Raw genomic sequence first — 21723 nt, 5'->3', positions numbered from 1 at the left:
TCACTCGCACAGTGTTCCGGTCCAAGGCTTCAGGGTCAAGCGCGATCAACGGCCTGTCGCCCACTCCTCGATCTCACCTGGGGCAAAAGGCCCGAGCTTGCGGCGCACGATGCGGCTCTGCGCATCCACCAGCACGCTGTAGGGCAGCAGGCCCTGCGTATTGCCCAGGCGCACGCTGGCGTCGTCGCGGCCCGGCGTGTCCAGCACGATGGGATAGCCCACTGGCACCCGCTGCAGGAAGTCCTGCACGCCTTCCCTGGTGTCCAGTGCCAGGCCCAGCACCTGCACGCCCTGGTCGCCCTGCGCATCGGCAAAGCGAGCCAACTCGGGCATTTCCTCAACGCAGGGGCCGCACCAGCTGGCCCAGACGTTGATCAGCAGCGGCCGTCCACGGAAGGCGGCAAGGTCCACCGGGGTCCCGGACAGGTCCGGCAGCACGATGGCGGGCAGCGGCGATCCGATGGGATCTGCAGCCTTCGCCTGCCGGGGAACGGGGGCCGCCCCACGCTCTTCCATCACGTTCCCGGCCCACAGGCCCAGGCCACCGGCCAGCACCGCCGTCCACAGCAGTGCGGGCCGCAGGCGCGTCACCGCGCAGTACGCAGCAAGGCCTCTTCGGCCAGCGCCTGGGTCAGTACCGAAGGCAGCACGATCGGCGGTGCGCCGGGGCCATACACCACGTACAGCGGCACGCCCACGGCTTTGTGCTCATCGAGGAACGCGGTGATCTGCGGATCCACGTTGGTGTAGTCGCCGCGCATGTACACCGCATTGGTCCTGCGCAGCAGGTCTTGGAACGCGGGACGCGACAGTACGGCGCGTTCGTTGGCCTTGCAGGTGACGCACCAGTCGGCGGTCATGTTGACGAACACCACGCGGTTGTCGCCGCGCAGCCGGTCCAGCATCTCCGGCGAATAGGCCACCGCGTTCTCGCCGGCGGCCTGTGCACCGGCAACCGGCGCCGCCAGTCGGCTCACGCCCCACACCGGTACCAGCGCCGCCAGGATCACCACGCCGGCCAGTACCGCACCGATGCGCTGGCTGCGCCAGCGGCTGCGCTCGAACCACCACAGGCCCAGCGCCAGCAGCACCAGTCCGGCCAGTACGAAGGCCATCGCGTCCACGCCGCGCTGCTTGCCCAGCACCCACAACAGCCACAGGGCGGTGGCATACATCGGGAACGCCAGGACGTGCTTGAGGGTCTCCATCCAGGCTCCCGGACGCGGCAGGCGGCGGGCCAGCGAGGGGACGAAGCCGACCAGCAGGAACGGCAGCGCCAGGCCCAGGCCCAGTGCCAGGAACACCAGCATCGACTGCACCGCCGGTGCGGCGAAGGCATAGGCCAGTGCCGGGCCCATGAACGGCGCAACGCACGGGCTGGCGACCACGCACGCCAGCACGCCGGTGAAGAAGTCGCCCATCGGGCCACTACGCGAGGCCAGCGACTGGCCGATGCCGCCGACACTGCCGCCCAGCGTGAAAACGCCGGACAGGCTCAGGCCGACGGCGAACATCAGGTACACCAGGGTGGCGATGAACCACGGATGCTGCAGCTGGAACCCCCAGCCGGCCGCCTGGCCCGCGGCGCGCAATGCCAGCACCAACGCGCCGATCACCGCAAAGGCCACCAGGACGCCGGCGGTGTACCACAGGGCATGCGCCCGCGCGCGCTGGCGGCTTTCACCGCTCTGCGCCAAGCCCAGCACTTTCAGGGAAAGGATCGGCAGCACGCAGGGCATCAGGTTCAGTACCAGGCCACCGGCGAGCGCCAGCAGCAGCACCATCAGCAGACCCTTGAAGGTGGTCGTCGGCGCGGACGTAGGCGGCGGCGTGCGCTGCGCATTGCCTGCGCTGGCGTCGGGGCTGGGAGCTGCGGCATCGGCGGTCCGGGCCACGGTGCTGTCATCGGGCAGCGGGTCCGGCGTTATCGCAACCAGGCGCCGCCCATCGGTGGATCCACCGCTGCCGCCGCCGTCGGTGCGCTGTGCTTCGCGCGGCAGCGCGGCCGGCAGCTCGGTCGCCGCTGTGGTGCCGGCCACGCCGTTGTCGACGGTGCCGGCGGGGATCGCAAGCTTCACCCGGCGGGTCATCGGCGGATAGCAGATGCCGTCGGTCTGGCAGCCCTGGAAGGTGACGACCAAGGTGGCATCGACCGGGCCCGGACGGGTGCGCTGCAACGGCAGGGCCACATCGGTCTGATCGAAATACACCGCGACATCACCGAAGTGCTCATCGCGGTGCGAGCGCGCCGCCGGCCAACGCAGCGGCTGCAGGCGCACGCCGTTGGCGCCTTCCAGCTTCAGCGAAGTGCGGTCGCGATACAGGTAATACCCCTTGGCCGGGGTGAAGCGCAGCAGCAGCGCATTCCCGTCGTCGACGATGGCGTCGAAGCCGAAGGCTTTCTCCGCCGGCAGCGGCAACGACTGCGTCGCGCTGGCCGTCCCGGGCAGCCGCAGGCCGCCACCGGCGCTGCCCAGCGGGCTGCCGAGCAGGGCCGCCGCGCCGCCGCTACGGACCGCTGAACCCGCTGTTCCCGTGTCAGCGCCACCGCCGGGCAGGGCGACCTGGATCACCCGCTTCTGCGGCGGGTAGCACACGCCCGCATCGGCGCAGCCCTGGTAGCGGACTTCCACGCTGACCGTGCCGGCGTCGGCTGTCGGCTGGCCGGGCAGGGTCGCCACCAGCTGCTGCCGGTAGGTTTCCACTTCGCCGAAGAAATCATCGTGGTGGCGATCACCGGCCGGCATCTTCAGGGTGCCTGCATTGAACGCGGGATCCGCCTTGACGCTGGTGCGATGGCGGTACAGGTAATAGCCCGGTGCGATCTTCCACTGCAGCTCGATCTGGCCGCGCTGCGGAGCCGTGGCGCTGAGCGCGAACGCTTCATCCACCGGCAGCAGGTCTTTCTCGCTCAGGGCCCACGCGGGCAGGGCCAGGGCCAGCAGCGCACACAGGGCAGCGCCGCGACGGGCAAGCGTCATCAATCCAAAGGTGTTCAAGCGTGTTCCTCCCGGGTCTGCGCCCGGATCCAATCCAGATAGGCCGGCAAGCCGGCGCGTGCTTCGACCGCGATGCACTCGGGGAGTTCATACGGATGCAGTTCGACCAGCCGCGCCATCGCGGCATCGAGTCGGCTGGCCGTGGTCTTCACCAGCAGCTGCAGCTCGGTGTCCGTGGTTACTTCGCCCTGCCAGCGGTACGTGGACCGCGCGCCCTCCTGGCGGGTAACGCACGCCGCCAACCGCTCACCTACCAATGCGTGCGCGATGCGCTCGGCAGTGGCCAGGTCAGGGCAGGTGGTGAACAACAGCAGCACGGGATCGGCGGTCGACATCGCCGCCGAGTATAGGGCCCCGGTCCGCGCAGGAGGCCGGACCGGGGCATTAGGCAGATCAGCAGCGCATCAGTTGGCCAGCTGGCAGCTGGCCGGCTTCGCTGAGGTGAACAGGGCCGGGGTGGCCCACTCGGGGTGGTCGATGAAGGGGTTGCGGTTGCCCTGGAAGCTGTAGATCACCTCGTTGCGGGCCCGCTCGGCCTCGGTCGGTGGGTCGGCCAGATGCCAGTCGATCAGCGTGGACAGCAGGCCCATGTAAGCCGGCGAGCTGCTGGTCTTGACGATTTTGCTGCGGTCGTCGGTCAGCTCCAGGTCGGGTTCGGACTGGCCAGTTGCGGCATCTTTGCCTCCCTCATAGCGAATGGCCATGTACATCACCGCGCGGGCCATGTCGCCCTTGCGCTTGCCCCACACCTCGAACGTGCCCTGGTTGCCATCCGGCGTGCGCACCCAGTTCGAATTGCCGGGGTAGGCGCCGCTGCCGCCGCCCTGGCCGTTGTTCGACTCGGTGGCGCGCTCGCCGCAGTTGCTGTCGCACTTGGCGAACGGCTTGTTGCCCCGGTCGGCATTCCACTGCGCATCGGTCAGGTACAGCATGTGGGTATCGGTATACGGCGCGTACGGCAGGCCTTTGTCGCCGGAGGTGCTGGCAAAACCCAGCGAGTTCGGCCAGGTGTGCTCGCGGTTGTAGGTCAGGCCGCTGCCGGTGCCCGCGCGCGCGCTGCCCTTGACGTAGCTGCGGTTGCGGTAGGCATCCAGCACGTTGCCGGCGTTGTTGGGATCTTCGTCGGCAATTTCCAGGATGGTCCAGGTACTGGTGCCGGACCCGCTGTACGGATACGCGGTGTGGCCCTTGATGGTGGCGTGCAACGAGCAGCGCAGCTGGCTGGGGCTGGAGGTGTTGACCTTGGAGTAGTACGCACCGGGGTTGCCCGGATTGCCCGGATCGGGGGTGCCGGTACTGCTGGCCACGGTGAAGGCGATGCGTGAATCGGCCGCCGGTCGCGCGCCCTGGCTGTCGCTGATGCGGCTGGCCCGGATGTCGAAGCGGCACGCTTCACCGGCCACCAGGGCGGTGTTGGTGGAAATTTTCAGGGTGCGGCCACTGGACGGATGGTTCAGCGGCACGCTGCCGGACTGGCCACAGCTCAGCGCGAACGCGCCGCTGGCCAGGGTCACGTTCTCGCTGAACACCACTTCCAGATCGCCGGCGGCGGGGAAGGTGCTGCTGCCCTGAGCGGGCAGGGTCGTGGACACCGACGGCGGCGTGTTCGGGCCCGGGGCGCCGGGGCTGCCGCTGAAGGTCTGGCTGGTGTTGCAGGCGCCGAACGTCTGCGCGGCCGATTCGGCCCAGGTGAAATGCGTGTACTGGCTGCCGCTGCCGGTCAGCTGCAGCGAGGTCCCCGGCGCGGTGCTGTTGCTTTCCGCAACCGGGATGTTCTGGCTGGTCATGCCGGCGGCTGGGCCGCTGCCGGCGGTGATGGTGCCCTCGTAACTGAGGAACTGCACCACCTTGCCACTGGCGTCGACCAGCGCGATGCCGTCGTTGGCCCCGTTCTGGATGCCGTTGGTCGGGTAGGTCACCACCGCGATGCGGGCGCTGCCGCAGGCCGCTGCCGTGCCCGCCGGAACCGCAGTGTTGGCGTACACGCTGGCTGCCGACGGCGTGCTGCCGTTGTACAGGTACAGGCGGTACCCGGACAGGTCCTCGCCGGCCGTGGCAACGACCTCGATCGCCTCGCCGACGTCCCCGGCCGGGGTGCTGTCGTCGTAGTGCAGTTCATTGATGAAGACCTCGGCCCGGACGGGCGAGGTGGCCAGTGCCAGCAGGCAGGCAGCGGCTAGTGGTGACAGCAATCGCATCGACTACTCCTTGTGAGCGGATCCCCTGACGGCAATCTAAGCCGATTCCATGACATTTCTGTCGTATTCGGCACGCTTCTTATGGGGGGCGTGATCGGCATCACCAAAAAAGAAATTGAAGGAGCCCCTTGAAAGGGCAAGGCCGGGCTCCATCTCTGCTGTGTCCCGATCAGTTCGGGCTTTTTTCACGAGCGGTTCTGGCAGTCACCTCGGGTGAGTGCTAAAATCGCCGGACTTTTTCAGCACAATCAATAACTTGAGAGGTCTCACATGAGCAACTTGAAGCCGCTTCACGACCGCGTTGTAGTCAAGCCGATCGAAGCCGAGGAAGTGTCCGCCGGCGGCATCCTGATCCCGGATTCGGCCAAGGAAAAGTCGACCAAGGGTGAAGTCGTTGCCGTGGGTCCGGGCAAGGCACTGGACAACGGCAGCGTGCGCGCGCCGTCGCTGAAGGTTGGCGACAAGGTGATCTACGGCCAGTACGCCGGCAGCAGCTACAAGGAAGCTGGCGTGGAGTACAAGGTCCTGCGCGAAGACGACGTGCTCGCCGTCATCGGCTGAGCTGCATCCGCGCATCAAGCCGCCGGGCGTCGCCCGGCGCTACAACCGCATTTCAATTAAAAGGTAATCGCAATGGCTGCCAAAGATATTCGTTTCGGTGAAGACGCCCGCGCCCGCATGGTCCGCGGCGTCAACGTGCTCGCCAATGCCGTGAAGGCAACCCTGGGTCCGAAGGGCCGCAACGTCGTGCTCGAAAAGAGCTTCGGCGCACCGACCATCACCAAGGACGGCGTCTCCGTCGCCAAGGAAATCGAACTGGCTGACAAGTTCGAGAACATGGGCGCGCAGATGGTGAAGGAAGTTGCTTCGCGCACCAATGACGACGCTGGCGACGGCACCACCACCGCGACCGTGCTGGCGCAGGCCCTGATCCGCGAAGGCGCCAAGGCCGTCGCGGCCGGCATGAACCCGATGGACCTCAAGCGCGGCATCGACAAGGCGGTCATCGCCGCGGTTGCCGAGCTGAAGAAGATCTCCCAGCCGACCGCTGACGACAAGGCGATTGCCCAGGTCGGTACGATCTCGGCCAACTCGGACGAGTCGATCGGCAACATCATCGCCGAAGCGATGAAGAAGGTTGGCAAGGAAGGCGTCATCACCGTTGAAGAAGGCTCGGGCCTGGACAACGAGCTGGACGTCGTCGAAGGCATGCAGTTCGACCGCGGCTACCTGTCCCCGTACTTCGTCAACAACCAGCAGGGCCAGACGGCCGACCTGGATGACCCGTACATCCTGCTGCACGACAAGAAGATCTCCAACGTGCGTGACCTGCTGCCGGTGCTGGAAGGCGTCGCCAAGTCGGGCAAGCCGCTGCTGATCGTCGCTGAAGAAGTCGAAGGCGAAGCGCTGGCGACCCTGGTGGTCAACACCATCCGTGGCATCGTCAAGGTCGTGGCCGTCAAGGCACCGGGCTTCGGCGACCGTCGCAAGGCGATGCTGGAAGACATGGCCGTGCTGACCGGCGGTACCGTGATCTCCGAGGAAGTGGGCCTGTCGCTGGAGAAGGCCACCATCACCGATCTTGGCCGCGCCAAGAAGGTGCAGGTTTCCAAGGAAAACACCATCATCATCGACGGTGCCGGCGACGGTGCAGCGATCCAGTCGCGCGTCACCCAGATCAAGACGCAGATCGAGGACACCTCGTCCGATTACGACCGTGAGAAGCTGCAGGAGCGCGTGGCCAAGCTGGCCGGTGGCGTTGCAGTGATCAAGGTCGGCGCATCGACCGAAATCGAAATGAAGGAAAAGAAGGCCCGCGTTGAAGACGCCCTGCACGCTACCCGCGCAGCCGTCGAAGAAGGCGTGGTCCCGGGCGGCGGTGTGGCCCTGGTGCGTGCCCTGGTGGCCGTTGGCGACCTGAAGGGTGCCAATGAAGACCAGACCCACGGCATCCAGATCGCCCTGCGCGCCATGGAAGCCCCGCTGCGCGAGATCGTGGCCAACGCCGGTGAAGAGCCGTCGGTCATCCTGAACAAGGTGAAGGAAGGGACCGGCAACTACGGCTACAACGCCGGCAATGGCGAGTTCGGCGACATGGTCGAATTCGGCATCCTGGACCCGACCAAGGTGACCCGTTCTGCCCTGCAGAACGCCGCTTCGATCGCTGGCCTGATGATCACCACCGAAGCAATGGTGGCTGAAGCCCCGCGCAAGGAAGAGTCTGCTGGCGGCGGCGGCGCTGGTGGCATGGGCGGTATGGGTGGCATGGGCGGTATGGACTTCTAAGTCCAACGCGTCCCGTAGCACCTGCATCATCAAAAACCCCGCCGGAAACGGCGGGGTTTTTTGTTGGCCCGGCGGCTGTCCGTTCCGGCAACAGGATGCCTGATGCAGGCCGCGCTTCGCGCTCGCCGAGCGTGGCTCGGCGCTACGGGGTTGCATTGCCGTGGTAGCGCCGAGCCATGCTCGGCGGCTCTCCGTTCCGGCAACGCGATACCGGGCTGCAGTGATGCGTGCCTCTGTCTCGCTGCGTTCTTACAGCCACGTCCGATGCGCGACGCACGGGCACGGAACGATGAGGGAAAGATCAGCAAGCATCAGGAAAAGCTCAGCGAAAAGCAGCGTCGGCTGCGCGAGAAGCAGGATGACCTGCGTCGCACCCGCTCCGACCGAACGGCGCTGAACCACTGATTCACGTCGGGTCGATGTTGCGATTGAAACTGTTGCACTGGCGCATTTCTGTGCTAACAATACTGACCATGCACGCAGCCCACGCCAACTTTTATTGGTATTACTTTCCGAAGCCCCAGGCGGAGGAAGGACTGCGTTCACCCTGAAGAAACCTTCAGACGCATTCCCGAAAGCCGCCAGCGAACCTGGCGGCTTTTTTGTTGTCGCCGCGCTGGGGAACCCCACCCGCTTACCGAGATCCCCGCCATGCCCCCCCATACCGACGACCTCCGCATCCGCAAGATCGAACCGCTGGCCTCACCGGCAGAACTGCTGGCCCTGCTGCCCTGCGACGATGAAGCATCCGACACCGTCAGTGCCTCGCGCAGCGCGCTGCATGCCATCCTGCACGGGGCGGACGACCGTCTTGCCGTCGTAGTGGGGCCCTGTTCGATCCACGATCCCGCCGCCGCGATCGAATACGCGCAGAAGCTCAAGCCGTTGCGCGATGCGCTCGCGGGCGAACTGGAAATCGTCATGCGTGTGTACTTCGAAAAGCCGCGCACCACGGTGGGCTGGAAGGGGCTGATCAACGATCCGGACCTCGACGGCAGTTTCAACATCAACAAAGGCCTGCGTATTGCCCGTGGCCTGCTGCGCGACATCAACAAGCTGGGGCTGCCGGCCGGCGTGGAGTTCCTTGATGTGATCTCGCCGCAGTACATCGCCGACCTGGTGGCGTGGGGTGCGATCGGCGCACGTACCACCGAAAGCCAGGTGCATCGTGAGCTGGCGTCCGGCCTATCGTGCCCGGTTGGCTTCAAGAACGGGACCGACGGCAACATCAAGATCGCCGCCGATGCCGTTGGCGCGGCGATGAACCCCCATCATTTCCTGTCGGTGACCAAGCAGGGCGATACCGCGATTGTCGCCACGGCGGGCAATCCGGATTGCCACGTGATCCTGCGCGGCGGCAAGCAGCCCAACTACGATGCGGCCAGCATCGCGGATGCCTGCCAGGTGCTGACCAAGGCGCAGCTGCCCACGCGCCTGATGGTCGATGCCAGCCACGCCAACAGCCTGAAGAATCCGGACAACCAGCCCAAGGTGGTCGATGACATCGCCGCGCAGATGGCCGGCGGTGAGCAGCGCATCGTCGGGGTGATGATCGAGAGCAACCTGGTCGGCGGTCGGCAGGAGCTGGTGGAAGGCCAGCCGCTGGTGCACGGCCAGAGCATCACGGATGGCTGCATCGACTGGGCGACCACCGAAGTGGTGCTGGAGCGGTTGGCCGCCGCCGTGCGTGCGCGCCGCGAGGCCGTGGCGGCGCGGGAAGCAGAAGTGGAAGCGCAAGCCGCCTGAGCGGTGCAACGTGTGTGGAAGACGGTTGCTGCCTGCGGGGGCGCGCCGTCTTCAGCGGTGGCTGGCGGAGTTGGCAGCCATCGCGGCCGCATCGGCGATGCGCCTGGGACGGGATGCAATGAACCCGTTCCAGGTTCATCGCCGGGGTGGTGGACGAGGTAATGATCGCGATCTGGCGGGTGGGGTAAAGCCGCCTTGGTTGGGCCTCGCTGGTAGAGCCTCGCTGGTAGAGCCGACTTCAGTCGGCTGCGTGTCGGTCCGCGAGCGCGGGAGCAGCCGACTGAAGTCGGCTCTACCGAGGCCGCTGCAGTTTCGCCAGCGCCAGATACATTGCCGGGGTGGTGTACAGGGTCAGCAGCTGGCTGACCAGCAGCCCGCCGACGATGGCGATGCCCAGCGGGCGGCGCAGCTCCCAGCCTTCGCCGCCGCCGAGCATCAGCGGCAGGGTGCCCAGCAGCGCGGCGATGGAGGTCATCAGGATCGGTCGCAGACGCAGCCGTGCCGCCTCCATCACCGCATCGTGCGCACTGAGACCGCGCCGCTCGGCGGCCAGGGCGAAGTCGACCAGCAGGATGGTGTTCTTCATCACCACGCCGACCAGCAGGAACAGCCCCAGCAGCGAGATCAGGTTGAGCTCGTTGTCGAACAGCAGCAGGGCGAGCAGGGCGCCGACGCCGGCCGACGGCAGCGTGGACAGGATCACCAGCGGCTGCAGGAAACTCTCATACAACACGCCCAGCACCAGGTACACCGCCAGTGTGGCGCCCAGCAGCAGCCAAAGCTGCCGTTGCCGCATCTGCTCCAGGCCGGCCGCTTCACCGGACAGCTTCGCCTGCACGGTGGCGGGCAGCATCAGCGTGGCCATGGCGCCGTTGATGGCGGTGACCGCCTGCTCCAGACCCACCCCGGGTGCCAGCGCGAACTCGATCCAGATCGAGGCGAACTGCTGGCTGTGGGACACACGGTCCGACGCCATGCCATAGCGCCACGTGGCCACACTGGACAACGGGATGCGCTGGCCTTCCGCGCCGACTACCTGCAACTGCTGCAGCGTGGTCGGGTCCTGGGTATGCCGCGGGTCCAGTTCCATCACCACGCGGTACTGGTTGAGGGTGTCGTACAGCGTGGCGACCTGGCGTTGGCTGAAGGAGTTGTTGAGCACGGTGGCGATCGTGCGCAGGTCCACGCCATGGCGCGCGGCGGCTTCGCGGTCGATGTCCAGCACCACCTGGCGCATGCCGGCCTCGCCCTGTGCTTCCACATCCACCAGTTCCGGCAGGGATTTCAGCGCGGCGCTTACCTTCGGCGCCCACTCACGCAACGGCGCGAGGTCGGCGGCCAGCAACTGCAGTTCCTGCTTGCCGCTGTCGCTGGCGCCTTCCAGGCGGATGTCCTGGTCCACCCACATGTACAGGTTGCCGCCAGGCAGCGGTGGCAGGTTCGCGCGCAGTCGCTCGATCACCTGCTGGCTGGATACCTTGCGTTCGGCCAAGGGCTTCATCTTGATCATGATGAAGGCATTGTTGACCCCCATGCCGCCGCCGATGTATCCGATGATGTCCTCAATTGCCGGATCATCCAGCAGCAGCTGGCGGTAGGCACTGATCTTGGGCTGCATTGCCTGGAATGACAGTCCGTCATCGCCACGCGCGAAGCCACGCAGCTGCGCGGTATCCTGCTGCGGCACCATGCCCTTGGGTACCTTCTGCAGCAACCAGGCATTGAGCGCGATCACGGCGACGAAGGCCAACAGCGGCCAGCGCAGCCGCTGCAGGCCCTTGTCCAGGGTGCGCAGGTAACCGGTACGCACCCGCTCGAACAACGCGTTGCTGCCGCGCTGCCATCGCGACGGCGTGCGCTGTGCATCGGTGAACAGATGCGCGCACAGCATCGGCACCAGGCTCAGTGCCACCACCACCGATACCGCCATCGCGGCCACCAGGGTCAGCGAGAACTCGCGGAACAACCGTTCAACGAAGTCATCCATGAACAGGATGGAGACGAAAACCACTGCCAGTGCGAGGTTCATCGACACCAGCGTTGCGGACACTTCACCCGCACCGCGTATCGCCGCCTGCCACCGATCGGCACCCAGCTCGCGATGGCGCGCGATGTTCTCCAGCACCACGATGGCGTCGTCCACCACCAGCACGGCGGCAACGATCAACGCCATCAGCGAGAGCGTGTTGAGCGAAAAGCCCAGCAGCGCGATCAGGGCCAGCGTGCCGAACAACACGACCGGGATGGCCACGCTGGGCACCAGTGCGGCACGCCAGTGACCGAGGAAGCCGAGCACCACCAGCACCACCAGCACGATCGCCAGCAGCAGGGTCAGCTCGGCCTCGTGCAGGGTGGCGCGGATGACCGGCGAGCGATCCATCACCAACTGCATGTCGACGTTCGCCGGCAGCAGCGCATGCAGCTGGGGCAGCTGCTGCTGGATGGCGTCCACGGTGGCGATGATGTTCGCGCCGGGCTGGCGGCTGATGATCAACAGCACGGCGGGACGTTCGTTGTGGAAACCACTGGCGTAGCGGTCCTCTACGCCGTCCGCGACTTGTGCCACGTCACCCAGCCGCAAGGGGCGACCGTCCTTGATGGCAAGGGCCAGTTCGCGGTACTGCGCCGCTTCGCGCAGTTGCAGCGGTGCCTCCAGCTGCCACTGCCGCTCGGCGTTTCCTACTGCCCCCAGCGGCCGCAATGCGTTCGCACGCGCGATGGCCTGCGATACGTCATCCAGGGCCAGCCCGGCGTGGTTCAACGCGTTCGGGTCCAGCGATACCCGCACGGCGGGCAATGCGCTGCCGCCGACCTGCACCTCGCCCACGCCGGGTACCTGTGACAGCTTCTGCGCCAGGACGGTGGAGCCGATGTCATACAGCTGGCCCGGCGACAGTACGTCCGAGGTCAGCGCCAAGGCCAGGATCGGTGCCTGCGATGGATTGACCTTGCGGTACTCCGGCATGCCGGGCATGCCACTGGGCAGCTGGCCGCGTGCCGCATTGATGGCGGCCTGCACTTCGCGCGCCGCTTCGTCGATGTTGCGGTCGAGCACGAACTCCAGCTCGATCTCCGTCTGCCCCTGCGAACTGGACGATTCGAGGTTCGTGATACCGGGGATGCTGCCGAGTGCGCGCTCCAAGGGCGTGGCCACCGTGGCCGCCATCGATTCGGGCGAGGCGCCGGGCAGGCTGGCGCTGATCTCGATGGCCGGATAATCGACCTGCGGCAGCGGCGCCACGGGCAGCAGGCGCAGCGCCATCAGGCCGGCCAGCACGAGGGCGACGGCGAGCAACGTGGTGGCGACCGGCCGCTGCACGCAGGCCTGGGCAATGCGCGCGCCCGGGTTCACGCCTTGGCCCCGCCGTCGGCCGGGATCGGAGCGGCCACGCGACGGCGCTGCAGGCGGTCGAAGGCGAGATAGATCACCGGCGTGGTGAACAAGGTCAGTACCTGGCTGACCAGCAATCCACCCACCATCACCCAGCCAAGCGGCTGGCGCAGTTCGGCGCCCGAGCCGCTGGCCAGCATCAGCGGTATCGCCCCGAACAGGGCCGCCAACGTGGTCATCAGGATCGGCCGGAAGCGCAGCAGCGCCGCCTGGTGGATCGCCTCGCGCGGTGCCATGCCCCGGGTGCGCTGTGCATCCAGCGCGAAGTCGATCATCATGATCGCGTTCTTTTTCACCAGCCCGATCAGCAGCACGATGCCGATCACCGCGATGAGGTCCAGGCTGCGCCCGCTGATCCACAGCGCGGCCAACGCACCCACCGTGGCCGAGGGCAGCGTGGACAGGATGGTGATGGGATGGATGAAGCTCTCATAGAGCACGCCCAGCACGATGTACATCACCACCACGGCCGCCAGGATCAGCCACAGCGTGCTGGACAGCGATCCGTTGAAGGCCGCAGCCGCGCCCTGCAGGCGCAGCTCGATGCTGGCCGGCAGCGCGATATCCGCCCGCGCGGCCTCGACCGCTGCGACGGCAGCGCCCAGCGATGCACCGGGCGCGAGGTTGAACGACAACGTGGCAGCCGGGAACTGGCCGACATGGTTGCGCAGCAGGGGCGCTGGGCCTTGTTCGATGCGCGCCACCGCGCCCAGCGACACGGTCTGGTCCTGGGCATTGCGCACGCGCAGGCCGGCGATCGCATCCGGTCCGGGCTGGTGTGCAGGATCCGCCACCAGCACCACGCGGTACTGGCTGGCCTGGGTGAAGATGGTGGAGATCTGCCGTTGCCCGTAGGCGTCGTACAGCGCATCGGCGACCGCTTCCACGGACACGCCCAGCCGGGCCGCTGCATCGCGATCGATCACCACGCGCGCCTGGCGGCCCTGCATCTGCAGGTCGCTGGCCACATCGCGCAGCACCGGCGAACGTTGCAACGCCTGCAGCAGCCGCGGCGTCCAGTCCTGCAGCGCATCGGTGTCCGGGCTGGTCAGGGTGAACTGGTACTGGCTGCGGCTGATGCGGTCTTCCAGTCCGAGTTCCTGCACGGGCTGCAGATACAACGTGATGCCGGGGATATCGGCCACGCGCTGCTGCAGGCGGGCCATCACCGAAGCGACGTCGCCGCGCCCCTCGCCGCGTTGGCCGTGCGGCTTGAGCTCGATCAGCAGGCGGCCGGTATTGAGGGCCGCGTTGTTGCCATCCACACCGATGTACGACGACAGGCTGGCCACCGCCGGGTCCTGCTCGATGGCCGCGGCAAGGGCCAGCTGGCGCTGGCGCATCGCCTGGAACGAAATCGCCTGCGGCGCTTCGCTGATGCCCTGCACCAGCCCGGCGTCCTGTACGGGGAAGAAGCCCTTGGGGACAGCGAAGTACAGCGCCACGGTCAGCAGCAACGTCGCCGCAGTGGCGATCAGCATCAACGGCTGGCGCTGCAGCACCCAGTGCAGTTGTCGGTCGTAAGCGGCGATGACACGGTCGAACATGTCGCCGCGTTGGCCGCTGACCCCTTCGTGCTTGTTCGCGCCGGGGCGCAGGAAGCGCGCGCACAGCATCGGCGTCAGAGTCAGCGAGACCAGCAGCGAGATGCCGATGGCCACGGCCAGGGTGATGGCGAACTCATGGAACAGCGCGCCCACCAGATCGGCCATGAACAGCAGCGGGATCAACACGGCGATCAACGACACCGTCAGCGATACCAGAGTGAAGCCGATCTCGCTGGCGCCCTTGAGCGCTGCGTTCATCGGCGTCTCGCCTTCTTCCAGGTGCCGCGCGATGTTTTCCAGCATCACGATGGCATCGTCGACCACGAAACCGGTGGCAATGGTGAGTGCCATCAGAGTGAGGTTGTTGAGCGAAAAGCCGGCCAGCAGCATCACCGCGAACGTCCCCACCAGCGACAGTGGCACCGCGACACTGGGAATCAGCGTGGCCGAGGCACTGCGCAGGAACACGAAGGTCACCAACACCACCAGGCCGATGGCGAGCACCAGCTCCTTCTGTACGCCGTGGACGGACGCGCGGATGGACTCGGTGCGATCACTGAGTACCTGCAGTTCCACGCCCTTGGGTAGCGCCGCCTGCAACTGCGGCAGCAGCTCGCGCACGTGCTCCACCACCGCGATGACATTGGCCCCCGGCTGGCGCTGGATGTTCACCAGCACCGCAGGCGTGGTGCCGGACCACGCCGCCAGCTGCCGGTTCTCGGCACCGTCGCTGATGCTGGCCACGTCGCCCAGCCGCAGTGGCGCGCCGTCGCGCCACTTCAGTACCAGCGCGCGGTACTCCGCGACGCTGCGCATCTGGTCGTTCGCATCGAGCATCACCGCGCGGATCGGCCCGTCGAAACTGCCCTTGGGCAAGTTGACGTTGGCGGCGGCAATCGCCGTGCGGACATGGTCCATGCCCAGGCCATTGGCGGCCAATGCGGCAGGGTTGACCTGGATGCGTACGGCAGGGCGTTGGCCGCCGGCCAAGCTGACCAGGCCGACGCCCGGCAACTGTGACAAACGCTGCGCCACGCGCGTATCGACCAGGTCGTGCACCTGCGGCAGGGCCATGCCCTGCGAGGTCACCGCCAGGGTCAGGATCGGGGTGTCGGCTGGATTGACCTTGCGGTAGACCGGCGGCACCGGCAGGTCGTCGGGCAGGAAACTGCCGGCGGTGTTGATCGCCGCCTGCACGTCCTGTTCGGCCACGCCCAGCGACACCTCCAGCCCGAACTGCAGCGTCACCACCGACGCGCCACCAGAACTGGTGGAGGACATCTGCTTCAGTCCCGGGATCTGGCCCAGCTGCTTCTCCAGGGGGGCGGTGACCATCCGCGTGGTCAGCTCGGGGCTGGCACCGGGATACAGCGTGGTGACCTGGATGATCGGGTAGTCGACCTGCGGCAGCGCCGCCACCGGCAGCAGCCGATACGACAGCACGCCGGCCAGCAGCAGCGCCACCATCAGCAGGGTGGTGGCGACCGGGCGCAGGATGAAAGGCCGCGACAGATTCATGCGCCGTCCTGCGCAGCGTCCTCGCTGATGATGCGCACGGCGCTGCCGTCTTCCAGTCCGTCGATGCCTTCCACCACCACCTTTTCGCCGGCCTTGAGCCCGCTGCGCACCGAGACGCGGCTGCCATCGGCCGGTCCCAGCACCACATCACGGCGTTGCGCCTTGTCATCCTGGTCGATCACATGCACGTAGTTGCCTTTGCTGCCGAACTGCACGGCGGCATCGGGAATCACCACGGCATCCTGCGCACCGAGCTGCAGGCGGATGTTGACGAACTGGTTGGGGAACAGCGCGTCATCGGCGTTGTCGAACTGCGCGCGCAGCTTCAAGGTGCCCGTGGCCGTGTCGATCACGTTGTCCACGCTGGACAGCACACCGTCGCCCAGCGCGGCGCGCTCTTCGCGGTCCCAGGCCTGCACCGCCAACGCCGGCGTGGCGCGCACGGCATCCAGCAGCGCCGGAAGCTCCGGTTCGGGTACGGTGAACAGCACGCTGATCGGTGCGGTCTGCGCCAGCGTGACCAGGCCATCGGCATCGCTGCTGCGGATCAGGTTGCCCACGTCCACCCGTCGCAGGCCGAGCCGACCACTCACCGGTGCGGTGATACGGGTGTACTGCAACTGCAGGCGGGCTTCGTCCACCGTGGCCTGGTCGCTCAAGCGTCGCCCCTGCAGCTGCCGGACCTTGCTCTGCTGGTCACTGAGTTCCTGCCCGGACACATAGTTCTTTGCCTGCAGCTCGCGGAACCGCTGCAGCTGGCGCTCTGCATTTTCCAGTTCGGCCAGGTTCTGCTGCTGGGTGCCCTGTGCCTGGGCGAGACGCACCTCGTACGGGCGCGGATCGATCTGCGCGATCAGCTCGCCTGCACGGACGTGCTGGCCTTCGTCGACATGCAGCTTCAGCAGTTCACCATCGACGCGGCTGCGCACCACCACGCTGTGCAACGGGGTCACGGTGCCGATGGCTTTCAGCCGCAACTGCAGCGGTTCGGCGCTGGCGCGCGCCACGCGCACCGGAGTCGGCTTGCGGCCGCCTTCATCGGTTGCCGGAGCAGCGTGCGGCCACGCCCACCATGCGATCAGCGCAACAAGCGCGACGAGGGAAGCTGCCAGCAGCAGCATGCGGTTACGGCGGAGGCGCGACGGTTCGGCAACGGACATGGGGCATCCTGCACCCTGCGCTGGCGCAGGGTAGTACTGCGCCAGGGACACGACTGCATCGCCTGGCAACGGGGGGAAGGGTTGTCTGGCGGGGCCGCAGAGGCAGCGTGGCTGGATGCCGCCGCACGCAGCGACGGGGCCGTCATGGTAGCTAATCGCACGGCATATTTCCGCATGACCAAGGTCATGGGGGTGGCATGCCGGCGCGTGACGGCCGTCAGCAGAAAGTCGGTAGTGACGGCCGCTGGCCGTCAATCGAACTGACGGCCAGCGGCCGTCACTACCGGTTTTTCAGTGCACTTCGTCGTGGTACACGAACTTCGGCATTTCCCAGCGGTAGTGGATCGCCAGCAGGCGTAACGCGAACCCCCCGCCCAGGCAGCACAGGATGGCGATGTTGTCGGCCACGTTCCAGCGCAACAGCAGCAGGTACGCAGCACCGGTGAGCAACGAGATGATCGCGTAGAGCTCTTTCTGGAAGATCAGCGGCACCTCGTTGCACAGGATGTCGCGCAGCACGCCGCCGAACGCACCGGTCAGCATCCCGGCGATCAGCACGATCGGTGTGGCATGTCCGGTCTCGCGGGCGATCGCGCAGCCGATCAGGGTGAAGGCGATCAGCCCCAAACCATCCAGCACCAGGAACGTGCGGCGGAAGTGGTGCATCCAGCGCGCGACCCAAGTGGCGATCAACGCAGCGCAGACAGTGAATCCGAGGTACTCCGGATGCTTCACCCAGGCCAAGGGGTAATGGCCGAGGATGATGTCGCGCAGTGAGCCCCCGCCCAACGCGGTGACACAGGCGATCATGACCACGCCGAAAAGATCCATGCGGCGGCGTCCTGCGGACAGGGCGCCGGTCATGGCTTCGGCGGAAATAGCGATCAGGTAGATGATGGACAACAGCATGGGCAGGCTCCGGACGCGGTGGGACGCCGCTGACGGTAGAACCGACGTGAGTCGGCTGACGGACGGCCACGCAAGGCACGCACCGATGCGCGCGCATCGACGAATCAAGGTGACCGGTGCCGCTCCCGCTGTCCTTTTGCCTGAGAGTTCAGCGGATGAAACCGCGTGCCCCTTCGGCGGATCCTTGCGGACCTCTCTCCAGCTCGGCGAATCGGATACATGGTTGGTGGGATGCCATCCCACCGGCCTGAGCGATCATGGGAGCCTGCGCCTTCGGCGGGTGCCAGCGTGGCACCACTCTCCTGCATCCGGCGCGTAGTGTAGCTGCTGGCCGCCGTTGCGCGATAATCGCCGCATGCCCTGCCTGACTGCCCCGTGGTTCCTGTACCTGCTTGAATGCCGGGATGGCAGCTATTACGCGGGGATCAGCACCGACGTACAGGCGCGCTTCGCCGCCCACCAGGCCGGCAAGGGCGCGCGTTACACCCGCGCGCGCCCACCCCTGCAGATCCTGGCCGTACGCCAGTATCCAGACCGCGCGGAAGCCTCCCGCGCCGAGTGGCAACTGAAGCAGCTGCCGCGCGCGAAGAAGCTCGCATGGCTCAGCGGCGCCATCGGCCCGTGACGCACGACCGATAGAGCCGCTTGGTAGAGCCGCTTGGTAGAGCCGACTTCAGTCGGCTGCTCTTAGCGCACCACCGCGCAAGCCGATCGGTAGAGCCGACTTCAGTCGGCTGCTCTTACCGCACCACCGCGCAAGCCGACTGAAGTCGGCTCTACCGGTAGGCCCAACCCGTAGGACCCATCCGTCGGCCCCATCCGTAGACCCGATCCGTAAGCCCCACCCGTAAGCCCATCCGTGGGCCCATCCGCAGACCCCACCCATGAACCCCACGCGTCAGCGCAGCGGTCGCGCCGCTACACCGAAGGGGGCGGATCCTTCGGCGGCTTCACGTCACCGAAGATGATCCGTGCGCTGCGCTGGTAGCTCCAGTACGCCACGGCCCAGTTCAACAACACCACCATGCGGTTGCGGAAGCCGATCAGGAAGAACACGTGGGCGGCCAGCCAGAACCACCACGCCAGCACGCCGGACAGCTGCAGCTTGCCCAGGTGCACGATCGCGGCCATGCGGCCGATGGTGGCCAGGTTGCCGTAGTCGGCGTACGTGAACGCGCCCGGTTCCGGTTTGCCGTGCAGGCGCGCACGAACGGTGTCCGCTACGTGTTTGCCCATCTGCTTGGCCGCCGGTGCGACGCCTGGCACCGGTCGACCATCGGCCTGGGTCAGCGCGGCCAGGTCGCCGGCCACGAACACTTCCGGGTGGCCGGGCAGGGTCAGGTCGGGCTGCACCTGCACGCGGCCAGCGCGGTCGAGCGGCACGTCCAGCGTGGCGCCCAACGGCGATGCGGCGACGCCTGCCGCCCACACCACCGTGCGTGCAGGGACGAACTGATCGCCCAGCTGGAAACCGAGGCTGTCGATCGACGTCACCGCGGTGCCGGTCAGTACTTCCACGCCCAGCTTTTCCAGCTGCCGACGTGCCTTCAGCGAGAGCACGTCCGGGAACGTGGACAGCACGCGCGGTCCGGCTTCCACCAGCCGCACCTTGGCCGACGCCGGGTCGATGTGGCGGAACTCGTTGCGCAGGGTATGCCGGGCAATTTCGGCCAGCGTGCCGGCGAGCTCCACGCCGGTCGGGCCACCGCCGACCACGGCAAAGCTGAGCCACGCTGCTTTCTTTTCGGGATCCGGCTCGGCCTCGGCACGCTCGAAGGCCAACAGCAGCTTGCGTCGCAAGGCAATCGCGTCATCCAGCGTCTTCAGGCCGGGCGCATCCTTGGCCCATTCGTCATGGCCGAAATAGGCATGGGTGGCGCCGCTGGCCAGCAGCAGGGAGTCGTACGCCATCGAGGTGCCATCGGCCAGATGCACGCTGCGCGTCACCTTGTCGATGCGGCTGACTTCGCCCAGGCGGACTTCCACGTTGCGCTGTTGGCCGAGGATATGCCGCAGCGGTGCGGCGATATCCGGCGCGGAAAGGCCTGCCGTCGCGACCTGGTAGAGCAAGGGCTGGAACAGATGATGGTTGCGGCGGTCGATCAGGGTGATGCGGATGCGCTCGCTGGCCAGGGCGCGGGTCGCCCAGAGGCCGGCGAAACCGCCGCCGACGATGACCAGGTGGGGGGTGCGCTCGCGGGACATCGCGTGGCTCCAGTAGGGGGGCGTGGGGATGATCGCATGTCACGGCGGGGTACGCCGGGCTGGAACATACTGTCCTCTGCCCATCGTCAGCCTGGAGTCGGTATGTCCGAGCCTGAAAAGCGCATTGCCCTGTTGATCGACGCCGACAACGCGCCGGCCGCGAAGATCGAGGAAGTCCTGGCCGAGGTCGCCCGCCACGGCGTGGCGAACGTGCGCCGTGCCTACGGCAACTGGAAAAGCCCGAACCTGAAAAGCTGGGAAGCGGTGCTGCACGAGTACGCGATCCGCCCGATCCAGCAGTTCGCCTACAGCCGCGGCAAGAATGCGTCCGACATGGCGATGGTGATCGACGCGATGGACCTGCTGTACGCCGGCAACCTGGATGGCTTCGCGATCGTCTCCAGCGATGCCGACTTCACCCCGCTGGTGATGCGCCTGCTGACCGATGGGGTGAAGGTGTACGGCTTCGGTGAAAAGAAGACGCCGGAGCCCTTCGTCAACGCGTGTTCCAAGTTCACCTATGTCGAAGCGCTGGGCCAGGCACATGTCAGCGCGCCGGAGATCGAAACCGGTGCAGTGTCCGCAGGTGAAACGAGCAGCGAGGCGCGCCCGCGCAAGACCGGCGCGGAGATGCGCAGCGATACCAAACTGGTGAACCTGCTGCGCCGCGCGGTGGCATCGGCGGAGGGTGAGGACGGCTGGTCGCACCTGGGGCCGGTCGGTAGCCAGATCGGCAACCAAGCGTCGTTCGATCCGCGGAATTATGGCTACGGCAAGCTCAGTGACCTGCTGGCGGCGATCGGCCTGTTCGACATGAAGAAGGAAGGCAAATCGTCCTTCGTACGCGCGCTGGCGAAAAAGCCGGCTGCAAAACCTGCCGCAGGACAAGCGCCGAAACCCGCCGCCAAACAGGCGAGGAAGCAGGCAGCAAAAAGCGGCAAGCCAGATGTGGCGTGATCGGCGTATCGTAGCGGTCCCGCGCCTGCCGGGCGCCCGTTTGCCCGCAAGAGAACCAACATGCTGAAGATCTGGGGCCGTCGCAATTCGAGCAATGTGCGCAAGGTGCTGTGGTGTGCCGAAGAGATCGGCCTGACCTACGAGTCCATCGAAGTGGGCGGCAGTTTCGGCGGTACGCAGGCAGCGGAGTACCAGGCGATGAATCCCAACGGACTGGTGCCGGTCATTGAAGACCACGGCCTGCCGCTATGGGAATCCAATGCGATCGTGCGCTATCTGTCGGCGCGTTATGCGTTGGGCAGCTTGTACGACGAATCGCCGATCGTGCGGGCGCAGAGCGAGAAATGGATGGACTGGAGCACTTCCCGCATGGCGCCGCTGTACAGCGAGCTGATCTGGGGTGTGATGCGCACCGCGCCGGCAGACCGCGACGAAGCGCGCATCAACGCGGCACTGGTGAAGGCGGGCGATCTGCTGGCGATGGCCGATGCGGAGCTTGCCAAGCAGCCGTGGCTGTCCGGCGACCACTTCGCGATGGGTGACATTCCGTTGGGATCGCTGGTGTATGCATGGTTTGAAATGCCGATCCAGCGCCCCGACCTGCCGCACCTTGCGGAGTGGTACGCGCGGTTGCGCGAGCGCCCTGCCTACCAGCGCGGTGTGATGACTGGCATGAGCTGAGCCGCCCGCGCGCCGCGCGCTGGTGCGCCTCGGTGCGACGGGGGGAGGCTGCGCCGGGGGGGGTCCCGGTAGAGCCGACTTCAGTCGGCTGCGGTGGGATTTCGCGAAACGCAGCCGACTGAAGTC

The 21723-nt window shown here is 66.8% G+C and carries 16 protein-coding genes and 2 riboswitches; of the genes, 7 read left to right on the top strand and 9 right to left on the bottom strand.

Annotated features, from left to right (window positions below; genetic code table 11):
- Positions 1-45: 45 nt before the first annotated feature.
- From IFT65_RS14475 to IFT65_RS14460, 4 genes are all read right to left on the bottom strand, one after another.
- Positions 46-591 (bottom strand): redoxin family protein, encoded by a 546-nt coding sequence (locus IFT65_RS14475; RefSeq protein ID WP_192082010.1) that lies wholly within the window; start codon positions 589-591, stop codon positions 46-48.
- On the bottom strand, positions 588-2981 hold the full coding sequence (locus IFT65_RS14470; RefSeq protein WP_192082069.1) for a protein-disulfide reductase DsbD: 2394 nt from the start codon (positions 2979-2981) through the stop codon (positions 588-590). Before IFT65_RS14470 ends, IFT65_RS14475 begins: the two co-directional genes overlap by 4 nt.
- Positions 2982-2995: 14 nt before the next feature.
- Positions 2996-3334 (bottom strand): divalent-cation tolerance protein CutA, encoded by a 339-nt coding sequence (gene cutA / locus IFT65_RS14465; RefSeq protein WP_192082009.1) that lies wholly within the window; start codon positions 3332-3334, stop codon positions 2996-2998.
- A gap of 69 nt (positions 3335-3403) precedes the next feature.
- The gene (locus IFT65_RS14460; RefSeq protein ID WP_192082008.1) at positions 3404-5197 is read right to left on the bottom strand and encodes an endonuclease; all 1794 of its coding nucleotides are present in this window, start codon (positions 5195-5197) and stop codon (positions 3404-3406) included.
- Positions 5198-5467: 270 nt separating this feature from the next.
- Here IFT65_RS14460 and IFT65_RS14455 point away from each other — a divergent pair, with 270 nt between their 5' ends.
- From IFT65_RS14455 to IFT65_RS14440, 4 genes are all read left to right on the top strand, one after another.
- Positions 5468-5758 (top strand): co-chaperone GroES, encoded by a 291-nt coding sequence (locus IFT65_RS14455; RefSeq protein WP_188325157.1) that lies wholly within the window; start codon positions 5468-5470, stop codon positions 5756-5758.
- A gap of 72 nt (positions 5759-5830) precedes the next feature.
- Positions 5831-7483, top strand: a complete 1653-nt coding sequence (groL, locus tag IFT65_RS14450) for a chaperonin GroEL (protein WP_192082007.1) — start codon at positions 5831-5833, stop codon at positions 7481-7483.
- Positions 7484-7747: 264 nt separating this feature from the next.
- On the top strand, positions 7748-7888 hold the full coding sequence (locus IFT65_RS14445; RefSeq protein WP_192082006.1) for a hypothetical protein: 141 nt from the start codon (positions 7748-7750) through the stop codon (positions 7886-7888).
- Between the two features lie 246 nt (positions 7889-8134).
- Positions 8135-9229, top strand: coding sequence for a 3-deoxy-7-phosphoheptulonate synthase (locus IFT65_RS14440; protein ID WP_188325154.1), 1095 nt, complete (start codon positions 8135-8137; stop codon positions 9227-9229).
- A gap of 292 nt (positions 9230-9521) precedes the next feature.
- Here the strand turns inward: IFT65_RS14440 and IFT65_RS14435 are convergent, their stop codons facing one another.
- The 4 genes from IFT65_RS14435 to IFT65_RS14420 all read right to left on the bottom strand — a co-directional run bounded on the left by IFT65_RS14435 (position 9522) and on the right by IFT65_RS14420 (position 17754).
- A complete protein-coding gene (locus tag IFT65_RS14435) occupies positions 9522-12581 on the bottom strand; it encodes an efflux RND transporter permease subunit (protein ID WP_342365895.1) in 3060 nt (1019 codons plus the stop codon).
- Positions 12578-15685 (bottom strand): multidrug efflux RND transporter permease subunit, encoded by a 3108-nt coding sequence (locus IFT65_RS14430; protein WP_192082005.1) that lies wholly within the window; start codon positions 15683-15685, stop codon positions 12578-12580. The genes IFT65_RS14435 and IFT65_RS14430 overlap by 4 nt, the downstream gene beginning before the upstream one ends.
- Complete coding sequence (locus IFT65_RS14425; RefSeq protein ID WP_192082004.1) at positions 15682-16845, bottom strand: MdtA/MuxA family multidrug efflux RND transporter periplasmic adaptor subunit; 1164 nt, start codon at positions 16843-16845, stop codon at positions 15682-15684. Before IFT65_RS14425 ends, IFT65_RS14430 begins: the two co-directional genes overlap by 4 nt.
- 291 nt (positions 16846-17136) lie before the next feature.
- Positions 17137-17754 (bottom strand): trimeric intracellular cation channel family protein, encoded by a 618-nt coding sequence (locus IFT65_RS14420; RefSeq protein ID WP_188325151.1) that lies wholly within the window; start codon positions 17752-17754, stop codon positions 17137-17139.
- 118 nt (positions 17755-17872) lie between these two features.
- Positions 17873-17966: riboswitch (glycine riboswitch) on the bottom strand.
- A 12-nt stretch (positions 17967-17978) separates the two neighbouring features.
- Positions 17979-18069, bottom strand: a riboswitch (glycine riboswitch).
- 40 nt (positions 18070-18109) lie between these two features.
- Between IFT65_RS14420 and IFT65_RS14415 the strand changes: the two genes are divergently transcribed.
- The gene (locus IFT65_RS14415) at positions 18110-18379 is read left to right on the top strand and encodes a GIY-YIG nuclease family protein (RefSeq protein ID WP_188325150.1); all 270 of its coding nucleotides are present in this window, start codon (positions 18110-18112) and stop codon (positions 18377-18379) included.
- Positions 18380-18672: 293 nt separating this feature from the next.
- On the opposite strand, the gene IFT65_RS14410 is transcribed toward IFT65_RS14415, so the two are convergent.
- Positions 18673-19959 (bottom strand): NAD(P)/FAD-dependent oxidoreductase, encoded by a 1287-nt coding sequence (locus IFT65_RS14410; protein WP_192082003.1) that lies wholly within the window; start codon positions 19957-19959, stop codon positions 18673-18675.
- 102 nt (positions 19960-20061) lie between these two features.
- Between IFT65_RS14410 and IFT65_RS14405 the strand changes: the two genes are divergently transcribed.
- The gene (locus IFT65_RS14405) at positions 20062-20916 is read left to right on the top strand and encodes an NYN domain-containing protein (RefSeq protein ID WP_192082002.1); all 855 of its coding nucleotides are present in this window, start codon (positions 20062-20064) and stop codon (positions 20914-20916) included.
- Positions 20917-20976: 60 nt separating this feature from the next.
- Positions 20977-21597: a glutathione S-transferase gene (locus IFT65_RS14400; RefSeq protein ID WP_188325147.1), complete on the top strand. Its 621-nt coding sequence runs from the start codon at positions 20977-20979 to the stop codon at positions 21595-21597.
- Positions 21598-21723 lie beyond the last annotated feature (126 nt).

It is taken from the genome of Stenotrophomonas sp. CFBP 13725 (genome assembly GCF_014841935.1).
Lineage (GTDB): Bacteria > Pseudomonadota > Gammaproteobacteria > Xanthomonadales > Xanthomonadaceae > Stenotrophomonas.
Note: the sequence above shows the minus strand (reverse complement) of the source record. Positions and strands in the feature narration are given on the sequence as shown.

Coding starts and splice junctions, on each gene's coding strand:
- IFT65_RS14410 (WP_192082003.1), bottom strand. CDS start 19,959: ATGTCCCGCGAGCGCACCCCCCACCTGGTCATCGTCGGCGGCGGTTTC.
- IFT65_RS14440 (WP_188325154.1), top strand. CDS start 8,135: ATGCCCCCCCATACCGACGACCTCCGCATCCGCAAGATCGAACCGCTG.
- groL (WP_192082007.1), top strand. CDS start 5,831: ATGGCTGCCAAAGATATTCGTTTCGGTGAAGACGCCCGCGCCCGCATG.
- IFT65_RS14430 (WP_192082005.1), bottom strand. CDS start 15,685: ATGAATCTGTCGCGGCCTTTCATCCTGCGCCCGGTCGCCACCACCCTG.
- IFT65_RS14405 (WP_192082002.1), top strand. CDS start 20,062: ATGTCCGAGCCTGAAAAGCGCATTGCCCTGTTGATCGACGCCGACAAC.
- cutA (WP_192082009.1), bottom strand. CDS start 3,334: ATGTCGACCGCCGATCCCGTGCTGCTGTTGTTCACCACCTGCCCTGAC.
- IFT65_RS14420 (WP_188325151.1), bottom strand. CDS start 17,754: ATGCTGTTGTCCATCATCTACCTGATCGCTATTTCCGCCGAAGCCATG.
- IFT65_RS14445 (WP_192082006.1), top strand. CDS start 7,748: ATGCGCGACGCACGGGCACGGAACGATGAGGGAAAGATCAGCAAGCAT.
- IFT65_RS14455 (WP_188325157.1), top strand. CDS start 5,468: ATGAGCAACTTGAAGCCGCTTCACGACCGCGTTGTAGTCAAGCCGATC.
- IFT65_RS14470 (WP_192082069.1), bottom strand. CDS start 2,981: ATGACGCTTGCCCGTCGCGGCGCTGCCCTGTGTGCGCTGCTGGCCCTG.
- IFT65_RS14425 (WP_192082004.1), bottom strand. CDS start 16,845: ATGTCCGTTGCCGAACCGTCGCGCCTCCGCCGTAACCGCATGCTGCTG.
- IFT65_RS14460 (WP_192082008.1), bottom strand. CDS start 5,197: ATGCGATTGCTGTCACCACTAGCCGCTGCCTGCCTGCTGGCACTGGCC.
- IFT65_RS14415 (WP_188325150.1), top strand. CDS start 18,110: ATGCCCTGCCTGACTGCCCCGTGGTTCCTGTACCTGCTTGAATGCCGG.
- IFT65_RS14400 (WP_188325147.1), top strand. CDS start 20,977: ATGCTGAAGATCTGGGGCCGTCGCAATTCGAGCAATGTGCGCAAGGTG.